Annotated in this window: 19 protein-coding genes; 12 read left to right on the top strand and 7 right to left on the bottom strand. The window is 72.3% G+C overall.

Annotation, left to right across the window (positions count from 1 at the left end; all coding sequences use genetic code 11):
* Window positions 1-24 precede the first annotated feature (24 nt).
* On the top strand, window positions 25-1,182 hold the full coding sequence (locus tag ACZ3I3_RS16770; RefSeq protein WP_467365725.1) for a D-alanine--D-alanine ligase family protein: 1,158 nt from the start codon (window positions 25-27) through the stop codon (window positions 1,180-1,182).
* Between the two features lie 28 nt (window positions 1,183-1,210).
* Here the strand turns inward: ACZ3I3_RS16770 and ACZ3I3_RS16765 are convergent, their stop codons facing one another.
* Both ACZ3I3_RS16765 and ACZ3I3_RS16760 read right to left on the bottom strand, forming a co-directional pair.
* A complete protein-coding gene (locus ACZ3I3_RS16765) occupies window positions 1,211-1,732 on the bottom strand; it encodes a DUF3515 domain-containing protein (RefSeq protein ID WP_467365951.1) in 522 nt (173 codons plus the stop codon).
* Window positions 1,733-1,752: 20 nt separating this feature from the next.
* Window positions 1,753-1,986: an Lrp/AsnC family transcriptional regulator gene (locus tag ACZ3I3_RS16760; RefSeq protein ID WP_003997603.1), complete on the bottom strand. Its 234-nt coding sequence runs from the start codon at window positions 1,984-1,986 to the stop codon at window positions 1,753-1,755.
* 206 nt (window positions 1,987-2,192) lie between these two features.
* Between ACZ3I3_RS16760 and ACZ3I3_RS16755 the strand changes: the two genes are divergently transcribed.
* Together ACZ3I3_RS16755 and thiD are read left to right on the top strand one after the other, a co-directional pair.
* Complete coding sequence (locus ACZ3I3_RS16755) at window positions 2,193-3,158, top strand: thiamine-phosphate kinase (protein ID WP_020270061.1); 966 nt, start codon at window positions 2,193-2,195, stop codon at window positions 3,156-3,158.
* Window positions 3,155-3,946, top strand: a complete 792-nt coding sequence (gene thiD, locus ACZ3I3_RS16750) for a bifunctional hydroxymethylpyrimidine kinase/phosphomethylpyrimidine kinase (RefSeq protein ID WP_467365722.1) — start codon at window positions 3,155-3,157, stop codon at window positions 3,944-3,946. Before ACZ3I3_RS16755 ends, thiD begins: the two co-directional genes overlap by 4 nt.
* Before the next feature lie 136 nt (window positions 3,947-4,082).
* On the opposite strand, the gene rpmB is transcribed toward thiD, so the two are convergent.
* Window positions 4,083-4,268 (bottom strand): 50S ribosomal protein L28, encoded by a 186-nt coding sequence (gene rpmB / locus ACZ3I3_RS16745; protein ID WP_003993230.1) that lies wholly within the window; start codon window positions 4,266-4,268, stop codon window positions 4,083-4,085.
* 247 nt (window positions 4,269-4,515) lie between these two features.
* On the opposite strand from rpmB, the gene ACZ3I3_RS16740 reads away from it, so the two are divergent.
* Window positions 4,516-6,231, top strand: a complete 1,716-nt coding sequence (locus tag ACZ3I3_RS16740; RefSeq protein ID WP_467365721.1) for a DAK2 domain-containing protein — start codon at window positions 4,516-4,518, stop codon at window positions 6,229-6,231.
* A 26-nt stretch (window positions 6,232-6,257) separates the two neighbouring features.
* On the opposite strand, the gene ACZ3I3_RS16735 is transcribed toward ACZ3I3_RS16740, so the two are convergent.
* A complete protein-coding gene (locus ACZ3I3_RS16735; protein WP_467365719.1) occupies window positions 6,258-9,248 on the bottom strand; it encodes a tetratricopeptide repeat protein in 2,991 nt (996 codons plus the stop codon).
* Window positions 9,245-11,083, bottom strand: a complete 1,839-nt coding sequence (locus ACZ3I3_RS16730; protein WP_467365717.1) for an HSP90 family protein — start codon at window positions 11,081-11,083, stop codon at window positions 9,245-9,247. The genes ACZ3I3_RS16735 and ACZ3I3_RS16730 overlap by 4 nt, the downstream gene beginning before the upstream one ends.
* 189 nt (window positions 11,084-11,272) lie before the next feature.
* On the opposite strand from ACZ3I3_RS16730, the gene recG reads away from it, so the two are divergent.
* From recG to mutM, 8 genes are all read left to right on the top strand, one after another.
* Entirely contained in the window at window positions 11,273-13,510 is a 2,238-nt protein-coding gene (recG, locus tag ACZ3I3_RS16725) for an ATP-dependent DNA helicase RecG (RefSeq protein WP_467365715.1), read from the top strand.
* Window positions 13,511-13,593: 83 nt separating this feature from the next.
* Complete coding sequence (rsmD, locus tag ACZ3I3_RS16720) at window positions 13,594-14,181, top strand: 16S rRNA (guanine(966)-N(2))-methyltransferase RsmD (protein WP_467365713.1); 588 nt, start codon at window positions 13,594-13,596, stop codon at window positions 14,179-14,181.
* 26 nt (window positions 14,182-14,207) lie between these two features.
* On the top strand, window positions 14,208-14,687 hold the full coding sequence (coaD, locus tag ACZ3I3_RS16715; protein WP_436726445.1) for a pantetheine-phosphate adenylyltransferase: 480 nt from the start codon (window positions 14,208-14,210) through the stop codon (window positions 14,685-14,687).
* A gap of 121 nt (window positions 14,688-14,808) precedes the next feature.
* Complete coding sequence (locus ACZ3I3_RS16710; protein ID WP_467365711.1) at window positions 14,809-15,918, top strand: ATP synthase F0 subunit B; 1,110 nt, start codon at window positions 14,809-14,811, stop codon at window positions 15,916-15,918.
* Window positions 15,919-16,046: 128 nt separating this feature from the next.
* Window positions 16,047-16,691 (top strand): YceD family protein, encoded by a 645-nt coding sequence (locus ACZ3I3_RS16705; RefSeq protein WP_467365709.1) that lies wholly within the window; start codon window positions 16,047-16,049, stop codon window positions 16,689-16,691.
* Window positions 16,692-16,693: 2 nt separating this feature from the next.
* Window positions 16,694-16,867, top strand: coding sequence for a 50S ribosomal protein L32 (rpmF, locus tag ACZ3I3_RS16700; protein WP_003951102.1), 174 nt, complete (start codon window positions 16,694-16,696; stop codon window positions 16,865-16,867).
* 19 nt (window positions 16,868-16,886) lie between these two features.
* Window positions 16,887-17,723 carry a ribonuclease III gene (rnc, locus tag ACZ3I3_RS16695; protein ID WP_397873062.1) on the top strand — a complete coding sequence of 279 codons (837 nt, stop codon included), beginning with the start codon at window positions 16,887-16,889 and terminating at the stop codon, window positions 17,721-17,723.
* 114 nt (window positions 17,724-17,837) lie between these two features.
* Window positions 17,838-18,698 (top strand): bifunctional DNA-formamidopyrimidine glycosylase/DNA-(apurinic or apyrimidinic site) lyase, encoded by an 861-nt coding sequence (gene mutM / locus ACZ3I3_RS16690; protein ID WP_467365706.1) that lies wholly within the window; start codon window positions 17,838-17,840, stop codon window positions 18,696-18,698.
* Here mutM and ACZ3I3_RS16685 read toward each other — a convergent pair.
* Both ACZ3I3_RS16685 and ACZ3I3_RS16680 read right to left on the bottom strand, forming a co-directional pair.
* Window positions 18,688-19,086 (bottom strand): winged helix-turn-helix transcriptional regulator, encoded by a 399-nt coding sequence (locus ACZ3I3_RS16685; RefSeq protein WP_467365704.1) that lies wholly within the window; start codon window positions 19,084-19,086, stop codon window positions 18,688-18,690. The two genes, mutM and ACZ3I3_RS16685, sit on opposite strands and share 11 nt — an antisense overlap.
* Window positions 19,087-19,159: 73 nt before the next feature.
* Complete coding sequence (locus tag ACZ3I3_RS16680; RefSeq protein WP_467365702.1) at window positions 19,160-20,305, bottom strand: CAP domain-containing protein; 1,146 nt, start codon at window positions 20,303-20,305, stop codon at window positions 19,160-19,162.
* Between the last annotated feature and the right edge of the window lie 123 nt (window positions 20,306-20,428).

Raw genomic sequence — 20,428 nt, 5'->3', positions numbered from 1 at the left:
ACCAACGGGTACTCTCAACGCGATATGAGCACCGAGAACCTCCCCCAGAGCCCCGAGCAGCCGCCTCGCAAGCCGCGTGTGGCCGTCGTGTTCGGCGGGCGCAGCTCCGAACACGGGATCTCCGTGGTCACGGCCGGCGCCGTCCTCAAGGCCATCGACCGGACGAAGTACGACGTCCTGCCGATCGGCATCACCCAGGACGGCCGTTGGGCGCTCACGGCGGACGAACCGGAGCGGATGGCGATCATCGACCGGCGCCAGCCGAGCGTCGACCTGCTCGCCGAGTCCGCCGAGGGCGGAGTGATCCTCCCGGTCGACCCCGCCAGCCGCGAAGTCGTCTACAGCGAGCCGGGATCGGTCCCCAAGGCGCTCGGCGAGGTCGACGTGGTCTTCCCGGTGCTGCACGGCCCCTACGGCGAGGACGGCACCCTCCAGGGCCTCCTGGAGCTCTCCGGCGTCCCGTACGTCGGTTCCGGTGTGCTCGCCTCGGCCGTCGGCCAGGACAAGGAGTACATGAAGCGGGTGTTCACCTCGTTCGGGCTGAAGGTGGGCCCGTACCTGGTGATCAGGCCCCGAGAGTGGCAGCAGGACGAGCAGGGCGCCCGCAAGAAGATCGTCGACTTCGCCGGCGAGCACGGCTGGCCGCTGTTCGTGAAGCCCGCGCGCGCCGGTTCGTCGATCGGCATCACCAAGGTCGACGACCTCTCCGGCCTCGACGAGGCGATCGCCGAGGCCCAGCGGCACGACCCGAAGATCCTCGTGGAGGCCGCGCTGCGCGGCCGCGAGATCGAGTGCGGCGTCCTGGAATTCGAGGACGGCCCCCGAGCCTCCGCCCCCGCCGAGATCCCCTCGCCCGAGGCGCACGCGTACTACGACTTCGAGGCCAAGTACATCGACTCCACGCCGGGGATCGTGCCGGCGCCCCTCACGCCCGAGGAGACGGCCGAGGTCCAGCGCCTCGCGGTCGACGCGTTCGATGCGGCGTCCTGCGAGGGCCTGGTCCGCGCGGACTTCTTCCTCACCGAGGACGGCGAGTTCGTGATCAACGAGATCAACACGATGCCCGGCTTCACGCCCATCTCGATGTACCCGCAGATGTGGCAGGCGAGCGGGGTGAGCTACCCGGAGCTGGTGGACCTGCTGGTGCAGGCGGCGCTTCGCCGCTCCACGGGCCTGCGCTAGGCCGGGCCCGGGACGACCCGCGGCACGCTCAGGAGGCGATCCCCTCGGGGATCGCCTTTTTCACAGCCGGAGCCAGATCGATGAGAACCCCCGAGCTGTCCACACCCTCCGGCACGGCCACCTCGACATAGACCTCACGGTTCGCCGAGGTGAACCGGTACCCGCCGTCGTCCTGCTTCTCCATCAGCCAGTCGACCCCGTTCACACCGCCGGCGACCGCGTCCGGATCCTGTCCGGACGCCACCTTCGGATCGACCATCTCGGGCGGCTGCGGCACACCGCAGCGAAGTATGATCGCCGGGCTGCCCCAGCCCGCCGTCAGCGCCGACGCGGGCTCGGGATCCTCGCGACGCTCTCCGTCCACCTTCGCGGGCAGTACCTTGTCCAGGTTCCGGCACAGTTCCGTGGCCTTCGTGTCCGGACTGGGAACCGCCGCCGACGCGCTGTCGTCTGCCGAGGAGCAGCCCGCGGCAGTGATCAACAGCGCGAGAGCGGGCAGGCGGAAGAAAACACGGAACACAGAACGGTGCCGGTGACGGAAAGAGTTCACCGGCACAGGGTAGACGGGGGCTACAGATGGACGACCGGGCAGGTCAGAGTGCGGGTGATGCCGTCCACTTGCTGGACCTTGGCGACCACCATGCGTCCGAGGTCGTCGACGGTGTCGGCCTGGGCCCGCACGATCACGTCGTAGGGTCCTGTGACGTCCTCGGCCTGGATGACCCCAGGAATCTTGCTGATCGTCTCTGCGACGGTCGACGCCTTGCCGACCTCCGTCTGGATCAGGATGTACGCCTGTACCACGGAACCTCCAGGGCGGCCACGAGGATCATGTGGGGAAAAGGAACGCCACGGTATCGCGTCGCCGCTCGCCGCGGGGAGACCTGCGGGGACCGGGTCTTGCGCGCCGGGGTGCAGGTCCGGCAGAACTTGACGGTCACTTCGACCGTAGCGAGGACCGAGAGGCCTCGCGACCGGGCACGGACAGGGACAGAAGGGGAGAAAGGGCAATGAAGGGCACTGTTGGTGAGCTCGGTGAGTTCGGGCTCATCAGGGAGCTCACCTCCCGTCTGACCACCACCCCGGCGGTCCGGGTCGGCCCCGGCGACGACGCCGCCGTGGTGGCCGCGCCCGACCGCAGGGTGGTGGCGAGCACGGACATCCTGGTGGAGGGCCGGCACTTCCGCCGGGACTGGTCGACGGCCTACGACGTGGGCCGCAAGGCGGCGGCGCAGAACCTCGCCGACATCGCCGCCATGGGCGCCGTACCGACCGCGCTGCTGCTCGGTCTGGTCGTTCCGGCCGAGCTGCCGGTGACGTGGGCGAGCGAGCTGATGGACGGCCTGCGCGACGAATGCCAGGTGGCCGGTGCCGCCGTGGTCGGCGGTGACGTCGTACGCGGCGACTCGATCATGGTGTCGATCACCGCGCTCGGCGACCTGCGCAACCAGGAGCCGGTGACGCGGGCGGGCGCACAGCCCGGCGACCTCGTCGCGGTGACCGGCTGGCTGGGCTGGTCGGCGGCCGGGTACGCGGTGCTGTCGCGCGGATTCCGTTCGCCGCGCGCCTTCGTGGAGGCCCACCGGCGTCCCGAGCCGCCGTACCATGCGGGTCCGGCCGCCGCCGGTCTGGGGGCGACCGCCATGTGCGACGTGAGCGACGGGCTGATCGCCGACCTGGGGCACATCGCCGAGGCCAGTAAGGTGCGGATCGACATCCGCTCCGGGGCGATCGACATCCCCTCCCAGATGAACGACATCGGGCAGGCCGTCGGCGTCGACCCCATGCAGTGGGTGCTGACCGGGGGAGAGGACCACGCCATCGTGGCGACCTTCCCGCCGGACGTGAAGCTGCCCGCCCGCTGGAAGGTCATCGGCGAGGTCCTCAACCCCTCGGCGCTGCCCCAGGTGACGGTCGACGGGGCGCCGTGGACCAGCAAGGGCGGCTGGGACCACTTCGGGGACATGGACTCATGATCCCGGGCGTCCTCACGGTGGCGGGCTCCGACTCGGGCGGCGGCGCCGGCATCCAGGCCGACCTGAAGACGATGCTCGCCCTCGGCGTGCACGGCATGAGCGTCCTCACGGCGGTGACCGCGCAGAACTCCCTCGGCGTGCAGGGCGCCTGGGAGCTGCCCGTGGAGGCGGTGCGGGCCCAGTACCGCAGTGTCGTCGACGACATCGGCGTCCAGGCGGTCAAGACCGGGATGCTGGCCTCCGCCGAACTCGTGGAGGCGGTCGCCGAGTTGATCGCGGGTACTGACGCCCCCGCGGTCGTCGACCCGGTGGGCGTCTCCAAGCACGGTGACTCCCTGCTCGCCGCGTCCGCACTGGACTCCGTCCGTACGAAGCTGCTGCCGGTGGCCACGGTCGCCACCCCGAACCTCGACGAGGTGGCCCAGCTGACGGGCGTCCGCGTCGAGTCGGAGGAGCAGCTGCGGCGGGCCGCGGCGGCCGTGCTCGGCTACGGGCCGCGGTGGGCGCTGATCAAGGGCGGCCACCTGTCCGGGGACGCCGTGGACCTGCTCACCGACGGCTCCGAGGAGCACTGGCTGCGGGCGCCGCGCCACGACAACCGGCACACCCACGGCACGGGCTGCACGCTGGCCTCCGCGATCGCGTCACAGCTGGCGAAGGGGGACTCGGTGCCGGAGGCGGTGGCGGCGGCCAAGGAGTACGTCACCGGGGCGATCGCGGCCGGGTTCGCGCTCGGCGGGGGCATCGGGCCGGTGGATCACGGCTGGCGGTTCCGGGACGGTTCCTGAGCACCGGAGCCGGTTCCTGAGCACCGGGGCCGGTTCCTGAGCATCAGGACAGTGTCAGGACACGGCAAAGAGCCGGTCCACCTGAGGTGGACCGGCTCTGTAAGCGAACCAGCAGTGGCCGCGCGCTAGCTGAGCGTCAGCGCGAGACCTTGCCGGCCTTGATGCACGAGGTGCAAGCGTTCACGCGCTTCGGCGTCCCGCCCACCACGGTACGCACACGCTGGATGTTCGGGTTCCAGCGACGGGACGTACGGCGGTGCGAGTGCGAGATGTTGTTGCCGAAGCCCGGCCCCTTGCCGCAGACGTCGCAGTTGGCAGCCACGGGTCACTCCAAAGACTTCAGATGCACTTACGGTTGATCCCGGCATGCCGGGATCCGGATCAGAGGATCTGAGTGGCGCTGCCAGGGGAATGGCCCGATTCGATCGGGCAACCGGAGCAGCATACAACGACTGCGCCCGTGCAGTGAAACTACCATGGTCAGGCCGGGGCCTCTCCCGGCCCACTTCCGGCGGACACCGCCCCGGGGTCTACGCTGCGTGCCACGTCCAGCAGCTCAGGGAGGCGCGGTGGCGCAGGTGCCGCAGACATTCTTCGATGCTCTCGCGGTGCGCACCTGGTGCGGTCTCGCACTCGAGACGCTGGGGCGGGCGCGTGAGGAGATCGACGCGATCAACGTCTACCCCGTGGCGGACGGGGACACCGGCACCAATCTGTACCTGACCGTGGAGTCCGCCGTCGCGGCGGTCGAGGCCGTGTTCGCCGGGCATGCGGCGAGGTCGGGCCCCGAGGGGCCGACGCTGGCCGACGCGGTCCGGGCCATGGCGCACGGGGCGCTCATCGGGGCCCGCGGGAACTCCGGGACGATCCTCGCCCAGCTGCTGCGCGGCATGTCCCAGGTGCTGGCCGAGCACGAGACCGGGCACACCGACGGCGAGAGCGCGCACGCCGACGGGCAGGGCCTGCGGCTGGCCCTGCGGCACGCGGCCGACTCCGCCCGGCAGGCCGTGGCCCACCCCGTCGAGGGCACGGTCCTCACGGTCGCCTCGGCCGCCGCCGACGCCGCCGACGCGTCCTGCGGCGCCGAAGGCGACTGCGGGAGGGTGGCCAGGGCGGCCTACGAGGGAGCGCGCGCGGCCCTGGCCGCGACCCCCGGCCAGCTGCCCGTCCTGGAACGCGCCGGGGTGGTGGACGCCGGCGGTCGGGGGCTGGTGGCGGTGCTCGGGGCGCTGGTGGAGACGTTCACGGGGGAGAGGCCGCGGGACCGGGCGGCGACGGTGACGGCGGGAGCGTCGCGGCCGGGCGAGGACGCGAGCCCGCCCGGCGAGTGCTCCGACACCGCCGCCGTGGCCGGCCCGGACGGCCCCGCCTTCGAGGTGATCTACCTCCTGGAGGCCGACGACACGGCCGTGGCGCGGCTGCGGGAGCGGCTCGACGCGCTCGGCGACTCGCTCGTCGTGGTCGGCGGCGACGGGCTGTGGAACGTCCACGTCCATGTCGACGACGCGGGCGCCGCCGTCGAGGCCGGTATCGAGGCCGGGCGGCCCTACCGCATCCGCATCACGCACTTCGCCGCCGGCGACGTGCACACCACCGGCGCCGAGCGGCCTCCCCGTGAGCGCGCCCAGCGTGCCGTCGTGGCCGTGGTGCCCGGCGAGGGCCTGGCCGGGCTGTACGCCGAGGCCGGCGCGACCACCGTGCTCGCACGCCCCGGGGAGCCGCCCGCGAGCGGCGAGCTCGTGCAGGCCGTACGACGGGCCCACGCGCGCGAGGTCGTGCTGCTGCCCAATGACGCCGAGCTGCGCCACACCGCCGCGGCGGCGGCCGAGCAGGCCCGGACCGAGGGCATCCGCGTGGCCCTCATCCCGACCCGCTCGGCGGTCCAGGGCATCGCGGCGCTGGCCGTGCACGAGCCGGAGCGCCGATTCGACGAGGACGTGGTGTCGATGACCTCGGCGGCCGGCGCGACCCGCTACGCCGAGGTCACCGTCGCCGAGCGCCAGGCCTGGACGATGGCCGGCATCTGCCAGGCCGGGGACGTCCTCGGCCTGATCGACGGTGATGTGGCCGTGATCGGCTCGGACGTCACGGCCACCGCCCGGACCGTCCTGGACCGGATGCTCGCGGCCGGGGGCGAGATGGTCACCCTGGTGCTCGGCGACGAGGCTCCCGGCACCATCGCCGAGCATCTGGAGGGCCGGGTCCGCGAGGGGTACCTCGCCGTCGACACGGTCGTGTACCGGGGCGGGCGGCAGGGAGCCGTGCTGCTCATCGGCGTGGAGTAGGCCGAACACGGCGGGTGCCGGGTGATTCAGTCCGGGTCCTCCGTCGCGACGCGGAGCATGTGCTCGGCCTCTGCCCGCCGGGCCCGCACCGCCTCGCCGTCATCGTCGTCGTTCATGCTCTCGGGTGCCGTGCCGCCGGAGTCGGTGTCGTCGTAACCGTCGTATGCCGCCAGCACCGCACGCGCGCGTGCCCTCGCGTCGGTGAGACGGCCCAGCTCGATCTCCAGCCACCCCGCGGTGAGTTCGGCGCCGGTACGGCTGTGCAGGGCGCCGTCCCCGAGGGAGGCGAACACCTCGGCCGACCGCAGCAGTTGGGACAGCGCCTCCTCGAACACGGCCGGGAGCGAGTCCTCCGCGCCGCCCTCGGCGGACCGGGCCAGCAGGTCGCCGAACTGGCGGTGCGTGTGGCCGAGTTCGGCGACGAACCGCTGCCGGGACTCCTCGTCGGCCGTCTCGTCCCGCGCCGCCTCGCACTCCCGGACCGCGTCCGCCATGAGCAGGCGTGCCGCCGCGGGGCCGTCCTGCGTGCGCAACGCCAGCCAGGCGCGGGCGCGCAGGGCCCGGACCAGCCCGTGGACGTTGCCGAGTTCGCGCCACAGGCCGCCCGCGCGTGCGTAGGCCCGGTCCGCCTCGTCGGCCAGTCCGGCCTGCCCGAGGGACTCCCCGGCCAGGTGGGCGAGGGTCGCGTGGTCGTGCTGTTCGGGCCAGTGCCGGGCGATCTCGGCGGCCTGGAGACGCCGTTCGGCGGCGGCGCGGTGCTCGCCGAGTTCGCTCAGGCAGTCACCGAGCCACCACTGCGTCTGCACGACCGCCCCGTCGCCGTGCGTCTCGGCGGTCAGGTCGGGCAGCGCCGACTCCAGGACCTCCGCAGCCTCGGCCCACCGTCCCTGCCGCAGCAGGAACCCGCCGAGCTGCTGCCGGGCCCAGGCGCCCAGCGTCGCGCCCTCGCCCGCCTCGTCGGCCCAGTGCGCGGCCTCCAGGGCGTGCCGGGCGGCCTCGACGACCTCGCCCCGGCCGCCGGTCAACTCGGCGAGCTGGAGGTGCAGCTGGGCCCGTCCGGGCGCCTCCAGCTGGGCTCCGCCGTGCTCCAGGGCCGCCCGCAGGGCCCGTTCGGCCTCCGCCATGTCGCCGAGGTGGTGGGCCAGGGAGGCCAGCCGGGCCTCGTACTCCACCGCGTACCACGGCAGTCCCGCCGCGACGAACGCCGCCGCGCCCCGCGCGAACAGCCCCGCGGCCCTCTCCAGGTCCCCGCCCAGTCCGGCCAGCTCGGCGAGCATCGCCTGCGCCTCGGCGCCCCGCGCGGCCAGCCGCACGTCCTGACCGGTCTGCCCGTCGACCAGTGCCAGAACCTCCCGGACAGCGGCTTCGGCCTCGCCGAGAACCGCCTCCGGTCCGTCGCTTTCGGCGTCCCCCGCTGCGCGGCCTTCCCCGGCCTCGTGCGCCCGGCGCAGCAGGATCCGGGCCCGTGCCATCAGGACGGACGCCGTCTGCCGTATCCCGGTGTCGCCGGCGGCGTACAGCGCGAGGATCTCGTCGTAGGGCCTTGACACGGCCGCGAGTGCCACGTCCACGTCACCCGCGAGAGCACGTACGTACGCCGCACGCGCGCGTGCCGCCAGGGCCTCCCCGGGGTCGCCCGCCGCCGCGTACAGCTCCGCGGCCCGTTCGAAGAGCGCGGTGCCCTCCGGGCCGAGGCCCATCGCCTCGTGGTCGGCGATCTCGGCGCGGTCGCGCGGGTCCAGCTCCACGCCCTGCGCGGCCTCGGCGACCGCCGCCCACGCCTCCACGGCGCCCGGCCGCAGGGTGTCCGACAGCCACCGCGCCTCGGCCAGCAGGGCGGGCAGATCCGGCTGCCCGGTCGCGGCGGCCGTGACCACCGAGGGAGCGGGCGCGGGCACCGGCCGTACCGACCGCACCCCCAGCGGGAGCCGCTCCACCAGCGGGAGCCGCTCCATCCGCGCGCGTGCCCGCTCGCTGACGTACGTCGTGCCGTTGCGCTCGTCGAAGCGCGCCGCCAGGGCGAGGGCCTCCGCACGCGCGTGCGCGGCCAGTTCCCGGGCGGTCCACGCGCGGCCGGCCGGACCGGGCACCTGCCGGTCACCCAGCCCCAGCCCGGTCAGACGGTCCATGAGCAGGGCCACCACGCTCATGAACTCCAGCTTGCTCTGCGGCTGCCCGTCATCCGTGAAGTACGCCGGCCGCTCCGCGAGCAGCTCCAGACCGCGGGCCTCGTTGCCGGTCAGCGCGCAGAACTCCACGTGCTCCGCGTACGCGCCGCGCATGCTCTCCATGGCCCGTACGAGCCGGAAGCCCCGCAGATGGTTCGCCCGGGCCTCGTCCAGGCGGCCCAGCCGCAGCAGCGGCACCAGGGACGAGGCGAGGGCCGTGTGCGGCTCGTGGGCGCAGGCGTACTCGCCCTCCAGCACCGGCCGCCACAGCTCCACGGCCTCGGCGTCCCGGCCCTGCTCCGCCTGCCACCAGCCCTGCCCGTGCAGTTCGCAGGCGTGGCAGTCGGCCATGCTGTCCCGGTCGGCGGCCAGCCACGCGGCATACGCCCGCTCGGCCCGCGCCAGGTCCCCGACATGCGCGGCCACGCTGTGCTCGGCGCTGCGCACGGCCCGCTCGGAGTGCCCGGCGAGCCGGTAGCGGTGCTCCATCTCGCCCAGCCACTTCTCGATCGACGCGAGCGGGACGTGCGGCTGGTCGAGCATGCCGGACGACACCCACTTGAAGACCCAGTGCAGCGAGTGGGTCTCGTACTCGTCGAAGTCCTCGGGCCGCTCGTCCCACATGCGCAGCAGACGCGCGAAGGGGACGAACATCTTCCCCTTCTCGGAGCTGTAGTTGTAGACCTTCAGCTGGTGCCCGAGCGCCTCGATCACGGCGAGCGGGACGTTCAGCTTCTCGGCCGCCGTCAGCAACTCCTCCGCCCGCGCGTTGCGGGCCGGGCCCTCCGGCTGCTCGGCGTTCTCCGCCATCGCCCGGCGCAGGGCGTCGAAGTCCGTGATCTCACTCATGACTGACCGTCCTCGCTGTGCGTGGCCCACTCCAGGAGCCCGATGAACGCCCGGTTGAGCAGCGCCGAGTCGGCGGGCCTGAGCGGCCGCTGCGCCATCAGCAGCGCCTGCCCGTACAGCGACTCGGTGGCGGTGCCGATCAGCTCCGGGTCGTGCAGCGAACTGATCCGCCTCACCAGCGGGTTGAGGTGGTTGAGCACCAGACGCGCGCGGGGAGCGCTGCCGCGCAGGGAGCCGAGGATGCCCGCCCAGAGGTCGTCGGCCTGCGCCTCGGCGTCCGCCCGGGCCTGTTCGTGCCGGGCGTCCCGGTCGTCGAGGTGCAGCGCGGGCACGGAGAGCGGGTGGAAGGCCCGCAGCACCACGTCGCAGCCCAGCGGGTCGAGCCGGGCCCGCGCCGCCGCCAGGAAGCCGGACAGGGCCAGCTCCTCGGCCGGGTCGACCGCGTCCAGGTGCGCGGTCACCGTCTCCGCGTCCAGCTCGGCGACCACGGTCCCCGGCCGCACCGACGGCAGCGCCTCCACCAGCTCGCTGTCGTACGTGTAGCCGCCGTTGATCACGCCGATGCCCTGCGCGGACGCGATCGGCGCGACCTGCCGGTACTCCTCAACCGTCCGCGTGAAGTGCACCACCGGGTGCCGCTGCGCGAACTCCTCCAGCGACAGCCGTCCGTCGGTCGTCTCGAAGGGCAGCCACGGCAGCATCGTGCGCAGCATCTCCCGGTCGTGCCGGGCCAGCGACTTCACGCCCAGGTGGTGCACCGCCAGGAACGCGGCCAGCCGCTCCGGATCACCGGCGGCCAGACCGGTCAGCCAGGCCCGGATCCGCTCGCCCAGCGCCTCCCGTACGGCGGCCAGCGTCTCGTCCTCGTACAGCGCCTCGCGCGACGCCGTCGGCCGCAGGCTGTCCGTGTCCAGGACACAGCGCACGAAGAACGCCCAGTCGGGCAGCAGCTGTTCGGCCCGCTCGGTCAGCAGCATGCCCTTGAGATGCACGCGGTGCCCCGCGCGCTGAGCCGGGCTGACCGCCGACGGCAGCACGTACGCCACCCCGCGGACGCCGGCCAGCGGCACGGACAGGTCGATCGTGTCCAGCGGGGTGAAGCCGAACAGCTCGTGGCAGTGCCGGGCGAGGGCGACGCGGCGGGCGGCCGGGCCCGGATACGACCGGTCCCAGGGCGCCGGCAGGTCGGTGACCGGCTCGTCGCCGAACCGGACGTCGTACGGCAGCAGCGACCCGAAGTCCCGGGCCAGCGCCTCGACCCGCTCGGGAGTGAGCCACTCGGCCGCCCCCGCCCGGGCCACCAGATGCACGGTGGTGCCCGGCTCGGGGCGCTCGGCGTCCGGCAGCGTCCGCACGGTGTACGAACCGTCGTCGGACGCCGTCCACTCCACGGGCGGCGACCCGGGCGTACGGGCGCTGCGGCTGACCACCCGGATCCGCTCGGCGACCACGAAACAGGCCAGCAGGCCGATGCCGAACTGCCCGAGAAACTCCGAACGCGCCTCCTGAAGGCCCTCGGCGCGCTTGGAACTGCGCCCGATCGTGGCGAGCAGGTCGTGCACGTCCGCCTCGGTGAGCCCGACCCCGGTGTCCTCGACGCGCAGGGTGCCGCCCTCCGCGGACAGCCGCACCCGGGCCGGAGCGCCGGGTTCCGCCGCGCGTCTGGCGGTGATGGCGTCCACGGCGTTCTGCAACAGCTCGCGCAGATACACCTTCGGACTGGAGTAGAGGTGGTGGGAGAGCAGGTCCACCAGACCACGCAGGTCGACCTGGAACGTATGAGGTGACTGGGGCGGATGGGATGCCTGGGATGCCTGTGAGGTCTGGGAGTCCATCTTCACGGCGCCGGTGGGGGACTCGCGACGGCGCGGGGTCGGGCGGTCCCGGTGAGGCGGTGACCGCGAAAGGGAGGCCGGGAGCGCGTCATCCTAAGGCCCGAACCAACCGTCTGACCAGGGGTTTCCGGGACGTATACGGCAACGTGCGCCGCGGCCTCTACGGCATTGTCAGTGGTGTGGTGTGCAATGGATCTCGTGCCCGCACTTCACGAACCGCTGCGACAACCACTGAAGTCGGTGCTCGGCCCCGCCACCGCGAAGGTGATGGCCGAGCACCTCGGCCTGCGCACCGTCGGCGACCTGCTCCACCACTACCCGCGCAGATACGAGGAGCGCGGCCAGCTCACGCACCTCGCCGACCTCCCCATGGACGAGCACGTCACAGTGGTCGCCCAGGTCGCCGACGCCCGCCTGCACACCTTCGCCTCCGCCAGGGCCCCGCGCGGCAAGGGCCAGCGCCTGGAGGTCACGATCACGGACGGCAGCGGCCGCCTCCAACTGGTCTTCTTCGGCAACGGCGTTCACAAGCCCCACAAGGAGCTCCTGCCGGGCACCCGCGCGATGTTCGCGGGCAAGGTCTCCGTCTTCAACCGCCGCCTCCAACTGGCCCACCCAGCCTATGAGTTGCTCCGCGGCGATCCGGAGGAGTCCGTCGAGACCTGGGCCGGCGCCCTGATCCCGATCTACCCGGCCACCGCCAAACTGGAGTCCTGGAAGATCGGCAAAGCGCTCCAGACGGTCCTGCCCACCGCCCAGGATGCCGTCGACCCACTGCCGGAATCCCTGCGCCGGGGCCGCGGCCTGGTCCCGCTCCCCGAGGCCCTCCTGAAGATCCACCGCCCGCACACCAAGGCGGACATCGAGGACGCCCGCGCCCGCCTCAAATGGGACGAGGCCTTCGTCCTCCAGGTCGCCCTGGCCCGCCGCCGCCACGCGGACGCCCAGCTCCCGGCGGTCGCCCGCAAGCCCAGCCCCGACGGCCTCCTCACGGCCTTCGACGCCCGCCTCCCCTTCACCCTCACCGAGGGCCAGCAGCGCGTCTCCCGGGAGATCTTCGAGGACCTGGCGACCGAGCACCCGATGCACCGGTTGCTGCAGGGGGAGGTCGGATCCGGGAAAACCATGGTGGCCCTGCGCGCCATGCTCGCCGTGGTCGACGCCGGCGGCCAGGCCGCCATGCTCGCGCCCACCGAAGTGCTCGCCCAGCAGCACCACCGGTCGATCGTGGAGATGATGGGCGAGCTGGCCGAGGGCGGCATGCTCGGCGGGGCCGAGCAGGGCACCAAGGTGGTGCTGCTCACCGGCTCCATGGGCGCGGCAGCCCGCCGCCAGGCCCTGCTCGACCTCACCACCGGCGAGGCCGGCATCGTCATCGGCACGCACGCGCTGATCGAGGACAAGGTGCAGTTCCACGACCTGGGCCTGGTCGTGGTCGACGAACAGCACCGCTTCGGCGTCGAGCAGCGCGACGCCCTGCGCGGCAAGGGCAAACAGCCCCCGCACCTCCTGGTCATGACGGCCACGCCGATCCCGCGCACGGTCGCCATGACAGTCTTCGGCGACCTGGAGACCTCCGTCCTGGACCAGCTTCCGGCCGGCCGCTCGCCGATCGCCAGCCATGTCGTCCCGGCCGCCGACAAGCCCCACTTCCTGTCCCGCGCCTGGGAACGGGTCCGCGAGGAAGTGGGCAACGGCCACCAGGCGTACGTGGTCTGCCCCCGCATCGGCGACGAGGAGGACGACCCGAAGAAGGCCGGCAAGAAGAAGTCCTCCGAGGCCCCCGGATCCCCCGAGGACGCCGCGGAGAAGCGCCCGCCCGTCGCCGTCCTGGACGTGGCCGGCCAGCTCGCCAAGGGTCCCCTCCAAGGCCTCCGCGTCGAGGTCCTGCACGGTCGTATGCACCCCGACGACAAGGACGCCGTCATGCGCCGCTTCGCCGCCGGCGAGACCGACGTCCTGGTCGCCACGACGGTCATCGAGGTCGGCGTCAACGTCCCCAACGCCACGGTCATGGTGATCATGGACGCCGACCGCTTCGGCGTCTCCCAGCTCCACCAGCTGCGCGGCCGCGTGGGCCGTGGCTCGGCCCCCGGCCTGTGCCTCCTGGTCAGCGAGATGCCCGAGGCGAGCCCGGCCCGCCAGCGCCTGAACGCCGTCGCCGCGACCCTCGACGGCTTCGAACTCTCCCGCATCGACCTCGAACAACGCCGGGAGGGCGACGTCCTCGGCCAGGCCCAGTCGGGCGCCCGCACCAGCCTGAGGATGCTCGCGGTCATCGAGGACGAGGAGATCATCGCGGAGGCGAGGGAAGAGGCAGCCGCGGTGGTGGGCAAGGACCCCGAGCTGACCCACCTCCCGGCCCTGCGGACAGCTCTGGACGCCCTCTTGGACGAGGAAAGGGAGCAGTACCTGGAAAAGGGGTGACAGGTGTTGCCCCTCAAGGGGCGCGGGGAACTGCGCGACCAGCCACACTGATACCTGAAGCCGCCCACAACCAAGGACCGAAGATGACCCGCGTGATCGCCGGCACAGCCGGCGGACGTCGCCTGGCGGTACCCCCAGGCACCGGCACCCGCCCCACCTCCGACCGCGCACGCGAAGGTCTCTTCTCCACCTGGCAATCCCTCCTCGGCGGACCCCTGGAAGGCGAACGCGTCCTCGACCTCTACGCGGGATCAGGAGCCGTGGGCCTGGAGGCCCTCTCCCGAGGCGCGGGCCACGCCCTCCTCGTCGAGGCCGACGCGCGAGCGGCCCGCACGGTCCGCGACAACGTGAAGTCCCTCGGCCTCCCCGGCGCCGAGGTCAGATCAGGCAAAGCGGAACAGATCATCCGCACGACACCCCCCGGCGACCCGTACGACCTGGTCTTCCTCGACCCGCCGTACGCCGTCACGGACGACGATCTTCGCGAGATCCTGCTCACACTCCGCACGGAAGGCTGGCTCACCGAAGAAGCCCTCGTCACCGTGGAGCGCAGCACCAGAGGCGGTGAATTCCGGTGGCCCGAGGGTTTCGAAGCCCTCCGGGCCCGTCGCTACGGCGAGGGAACGTTTTGGTACGGTCGCGCCGCCTCTACGTGCGAAGACGCACGATGACCGGACCGGAGAGCGAGGGATCACAAGTGCGCCGCGCCGTATGTCCCGGGTCGTTCGACCCGATCACCAACGGACACCTCGACATCATCTCCCGCGCCTCCAGGCTGTACGACGAGGTCTACGTCGCGGTGATGATCAACCAGTCGAAGAAGGGCCTGTTCGAGATCGACGAGCGGATCGACCTGATCCGCCGCGTCACCGCCGAGTACGGCAACGTCCGCGTCGAGGCCTTCCACGGCCTGCTCGTCGACTTCTGCAAGCAGCGCGACATCCCCGCCATCGTCAAGGGCCTGCGCGCGGTCAGCGACTTCGACTACGAGCTGCAGATGGCCCAGATGAACAACGGCCTCTCGGGCGTGGAGACCCTCTTCATCCCCACCAACCCCACCTACAGTTTCCTGTCGTCCTCCCTGGTCAAGGAGGTCGCGACCTGGGGCGGCGACGTGTCGCACCTGGTTCCGGCGGAGGTCCTCCAGGCCCTCGGCGAGCGCCTGAGGCAGGACTGAACCCGCCCTCGGCACCCCGCCGGACCCTGACAGCCCGTCACCCGGTGTTCCCCGGCATCCCCCTGGCCGTACAGTCGTCCCGTCCGTCTCCAACGCATCTGTAGAGAGTGGCGAGCACACGGTGGACGTGCAGAAGAAGCTCGACGAGATCGTCGCCGCGGTCTCCGGCGCCCGGTCCATGCCCATGTCGGCCTCGTGCGTGGTCAACCGCGCCGAACTGCTCTCCATGCTGGAAGAGGTGCGCGCGGCGCTGCCCGGCTCCCTCGCCCAGGCCCAGGAGCTGATCGGCGACCGCGAGCAGATGGTCGAACAGGCCCGCCACGAGGCCGAGCGGATCATCCAGGCCGCGCACGCCGAGCGCGGCTCGCTGATCTCCGACACCGAGGTCGCCCGCCGTTCCCAGGCCGAGGCCGACCGGATCCTCGCCGAGGCCCGCCAGGAGGCCGAGGAGATCCGCGCCGAGGCCGACGAGTACGTCGACTCCAAGCTCGCCAACTTCGAGGTCGTCCTCACCAAGACCCTCGGCTCCGTGGGCCGCGGCCGCGAGAAGCTCCTCGGCACCGGCCCCGGCACCGACGAGCAGGGCTACGAGGACGAGGACGCCCCCGAGCGCAGCCACGACCCGGAGACCCAGCGCCGCAGCGCCGACGAGTACGTCGACGTCAAGCTCGGCGCCTTCGAGGCGGTCCTCGCCAAGACCCTGGACGCCGTCGGCCGCGGCCGGCAGAAGCTGCACGGCCGGATCGCCACCGACGACCTCGGCTCACTCGCCGACGACACCAGCACCGTCCAGCACTCCAGCGACGCCGACTACCTCGCCGGCCTGGCCGCCCTCGCGGACGAGAAGCCCCCGGCCGAGCAGCCCGCCCAGCAGCAGGACTACGGCCAGCCGCAGCCGGCCTACTCCCCCACCTCCGGCTACGCCCCGGCGGGAGGTGCCCCCATCCAGCAGCAGCCCGACCCCTACGGCGGCTACCCGCAGCAGCCGTACGCGGCCCAGCAGGACCCGTACGGCTACCAGCAGGCGGATCCCTACGCCTACCAGGGCTACGACCCCCAGCAGGCCGCGTACGACCCGAACCAGGCCCAGCAGACCCAGCAGGCCCAGCAGCCACAGCCCGGGCACCAGGGCCACCAGGGGTACGCCCTGGACGAGACCAGCCTCTTCGACACCGGCATGATCAGCGCCGAGCAGCTGAGGGCCTACGAGCAGGGCCGCGGCAACGGCTGAGCACCGGATTGGGCCGACGGGCAAAGGTCCAGTATCCTGGCTCTTCGGTCGCGCGTACGTCCGCGATCACCGCTGCCCGGAACACCGAAGGGCGGCGTCCCCCTCAGCTCAGCAGACCGAAAGCAGGAATGGCCCTGAACGCCCGCCTCGACCACCGCAACCCCCTCGTGTTCGACACACACGAGCTGGGCCGGCGGCCCGGTGCGCTACAGCGCCTGACCCGCACGGTCGACGCTCCCCAGGACCTCGGTATCAAGGGAGTCATCGGAGTGCCGGAAGGCGCCCCGGTGGAGCTCGAACTCCGCATGGAGTCGGTCATGGAAGGGGTGCTCGTCACAGGCACCGCCCGTGCCGCCGCCGAGGGGGAGTGCGTAAGGTGTCTGGAGCCGCTTCAGCTCGACGTCGAAGCGGAGTTCCAGGAGATGTTCTCGTACCCTGACGCCGACGACCGGGGCCGCGTGATCGCGGAACCGGGCGACGACGCCGAGGACGACGAGGACAGGCTCTTCCTCGAGGACGGCCTGTTCGACCTCGAGAGCGTGCTGCGTGATGCGGTGGTGCTCGCACTGCCGATGCAGCCGGTGTGCCAGGAAGACTGCCCTGGTCTGTGTGCCGAGTGCGGCGCACGGCTGGCGGACGACCCGGACCACCACCATGACGCCGTCGACATCCGTTGGGCGGCATTGCAGGGACTCGCCGACACCATGTCGGACGGCGAGAAGGACGAGATGAGCGGCGCCGAACCGGGCGTCGACGAGAAGCAGGAGAAGTAGCCGTGGCTGTTCCGAAGCGGAAGATGTCGCGCAGCAACACGCGCCACCGCCGGTCGCAGTGGAAGGCTGCGGTCCCCACCCTGGTTGCGTGCGAGCGCTGTCACGAGCCCAAGCAGCAGCACATCGCGTGCCCCTCTTGCGGCACTTACAACAAGCGCCAGGTCCTCGAGGTCTGAGCGGCTGGTGAGAGGCACTGTGTCCACGCCTAAGAACAAGTCTTCCCGCGTGAGCGGGAGCGCAACGGCGGACAACCAGGCCTCGTCCCACACGCTTCTGGAAGGGCGGCTCGGCTACAAGGTCGAGTCCGCCCTTCTGGTGCGAGCACTGACCCACCGGTCGTACGCATACGAGAACGGCGGTCTGCCGACCAACGAGCGTCTGGAGTTCCTCGGGGACTCCGTGCTCGGCCTGGTCGTCACGGACACGCTGTACCGCACCCACCCCGACCTGCCAGAAGGCCAGTTGGCCAAGCTGCGGGCCGCGGTGGTGAACTCGCGTGCACTCGCCGAGGTGGGCCGCGGGCTCGACCTGGGCTCCTTCATCCGGCTCGGCCGGGGTGAAGAGGGCACGGGCGGCCGGGACAAGGCGTCCATCCTCGCCGACACCCTCGAAGCGGTGATCGGCGCGGTCTACCTCGACCAGGGGCTGGACTCGGCGGCGGAGCTGGTGCACCGCCTGTTCGACCCGCTGATCGAGAAATCCTCCAACCTCGGAGCCGGCCTGGACTGGAAGACCAGCCTCCAGGAGCTCACCGCGACAGAGGGGCTCGGCGTGCCCGAGTACCTGGTCACGGAGACCGGCCCCGACCACGAGAAGACCTTCACTGCTGCCGCCCGCGTCGGAGGCGTCTCGTACGGCACCGGCACCGGCCGCAGCAAGAAGGAGGCGGAGCAGCAGGCCGCCGAGTCCGCGTGGCGGTCCATCCGGGCCGCGGCGGACGAGCGCGCCAAGGCGGCGAAGGCCGCCGAGGCGACGCAGACGGCGGCGGCTCAGGCCGCCCACACGGTCGTCGACGGCAGCGTCGACGGCTGACAGCCACCGCCCGGCACCCCAGCCGGGCGGCCGGCACAGCACAGCGCACCCGAGCGCCCGCCCCTGCCCGGGGCGGGCGCTCGAGTCATCCGCAGGTACGTTACGGGGGACCCCATGCCCGAGTTGCCCGAGGTCGAGGTCGTCCGGCGCGGTCTGGAGCGGTGGGTCGCCCACCGGACCGTCGCCGAGGCCGAGGTGCTGCACCCGCGCGCGGTGCGCCGCCACCTCGCGGGCGCCGACGACTTCGCGCACCGTCTGAAGGGTCACCGCATCGGCGTCCCGAGCCGCCGCGGCAAGTACCTGTGGCTGCCCCTGGAGGACACCGACCAGTCGATCCTGGCCCACCTCGGCATGAGCGGCCAGCTGCTGGTCCAGCCGCACACGGCCCCGGACGAGAAGCACCTGCGCATCCGCGTCCGCTTCACCGACGCCCTGGACACCGAACTCCGCTTCGTCGACCAGCGCACCTTCGGCGGCCTGTCACTGCACGACAACACCCTCGACGGCCTGCCCGACGTCATCGCGCACATCGCCCGCGACCCGCTCGACCCGCTCTTCGACGACGAGGCCTTCCACCGGGCGCTGCGCCGCAAGCGGTCCACGATCAAGCGGGCCCTGCTCGACCAGTCGCTGATCAGCGGCGTCGGCAACATCTACGCGGACGAGGCCCTGTGGCGCGCCCGCATCCACTACGAGCGCCCGACCACGACCTTCACCCGCCCGCGCAGCCTGCTGCTCCTGGGTCATGTGCGGGACGTCATGAACGCGGCCCTGGCGGTGGGCGGCACCAGCTTCGACAGCCTGTACGTCAACGTCAACGGCGAGTCGGGCTACTTCGACCGTTCCCTCGACGCCTACGGCCGCGAGGGCCTGCCCTGCCGGCGCTGCGGCACCCCGATACGCCGGCGGCCCTGGATGAACCGGTCGAGCTACTACTGCCCGAAGTGCCAGCGCCCCCCGCGGATCACGCCCTAGCGGAGTCGTACCGCCCGCGCGCGGCGATGACCTCGTCCATGCCGCCCTCCACGAAGTGGATCAGGGCCAGCAGCCGCTCGGCCACGCCGCGTCCCAGCGGCGTCAGTTCGTAGTCCACGCGGGGCGGGTTGGTCGGCTGGGCCTCGCGGTGCACCAGGCCGTCGCGCTCCAGCGCGTGCAGCGTCTGGGAGAGCATCTTCTCGCTGACGCCGTCGACGCGGCGACGCAGCTCGTTGAAACGGAGCGAACCCTCGTACAGGGCGCCCAGCGTCAGTGCGCCCCAGCGGCCCGTGACGTGCTCCAGCGTGCCGCGCGAGGGGCAGGCCTTGGCGAACACGTTGTACGGGAGGTCGTCCAGCCCCGCCGTGGGCTCCCGGGTGGTGGTCATATGCCCAGCCTACGCCAGCGCAGCGCTAACCGACAGGTGGCGCTAACTGTTGGTTAGCGCCACCGGCAGGGGCTCAGTAGCCGAAGTTCTGGGTCCACCACGGGCCGCCGGACCCGAACTCGACCCCGACGCCCAGCGTCTTGAAGTCGCAGTTCAGGATGTTGGCGCGATGGCCGGGGCTGTTCATCCAGGCGTCCATCACGGCCGCGGCGTCGGCCTGGCCGCGGGCTATGTTCTCCCCGCCGAGGTTGGATATCCCGGCCTTCTCGGCCCGGTCCCACGGCGTCCTGCCGTCCGGGTCGGTGTGGTCGAAGAAGCCCCGCGCGGCCATGTCCTCGCTGTAGTTCTGCGCCAGCTCGGTCAGCGCGCTGTTCGCCGCGACCGCGCTGCACCCCACCTTCGCCCGCTCCTCGTTCACCAGCTTGAGCACCTGGGCCGCGGCGGCGGACTCCCCGGAGAGGGCGGCGGACGCGCTGGGGGCCTGCGGCGCCTTCGTGGCCGTACGGGAGGGGGTGCTGTCCGGCTTCTCGCGGGGGGTGGCCGCCGGCTGCTTCTTCTCCGGCGTCTTCTCCGGCTTCTCCGGCGTCTTCGGCTTCTCCGGCGTCTTCGTCGGCGCGGCCGACGACTTCGAGGCGGACGGCGACGGCGACAGGGAGCGCTCGGTGTCCCGGCTCGTGGGCGCGCCGTCCCGGTCGTCGGCGCTGCCGGTGGTGCCGCCCTGCTCGATCGGGCTGTTCGTCGGTGTGTCACCGGCCTGCACCTTGTCGGCGCCACCGCCACCACCGAGCTGGTAGTTCTCGAGGCCGGGCACCGCGCCCGTCGCGACCGCGACCGTGCCGAGCGCGACCGCCGCGGACACGCCGAGCAGCCCGGTGCGCACCGGGCGTGCGGGCTTCTTCCGGCGGCGGTGGGAGCCGGGGCGCCGGGCACCGCCGTCGGGCGTGAAGCCGTCGGAGGCGAAGACGGCCGTGTCGGCGCTCCGGGCGTCGTAGCCGTCACCCGGCTCGGAGGCGCCCGTGGCGAACAGGTAGGCCTCGCTCTTGGCGTAGGTGCCGGCGTACGCCTCGGGGTTCAGGTAGGGCGCGATGCCCATCGCCGGGCCGTCTCCCGCGGGGGAGTGCTGCGGGTCGTGCCCTGCCACGGAGCCATCGGCCTGCGTGATCGCCGTGGCGCGGCCCGTGGCGGCGCGGCCGGCGGCGGAGCGTCGGTGGCGTCCCATGTCCTGGCCTTCCTCGTCCTGGCGGTCGACTCGTCCTCGAGATCAACACCAAACTCACTCGATCGTGTGAGTTTCATATGAGATTCGTTGGGTGGGGACGGTACCGCATGGCGCAAGGGGAGG

The sequence above is a fragment of the Streptomyces sp. NPDC016851 genome (genome assembly GCF_055562795.1).
The sequence above is the reverse complement of the archived record's forward strand: the minus strand, read 5'-3'. Positions and strand labels throughout refer to the sequence as shown.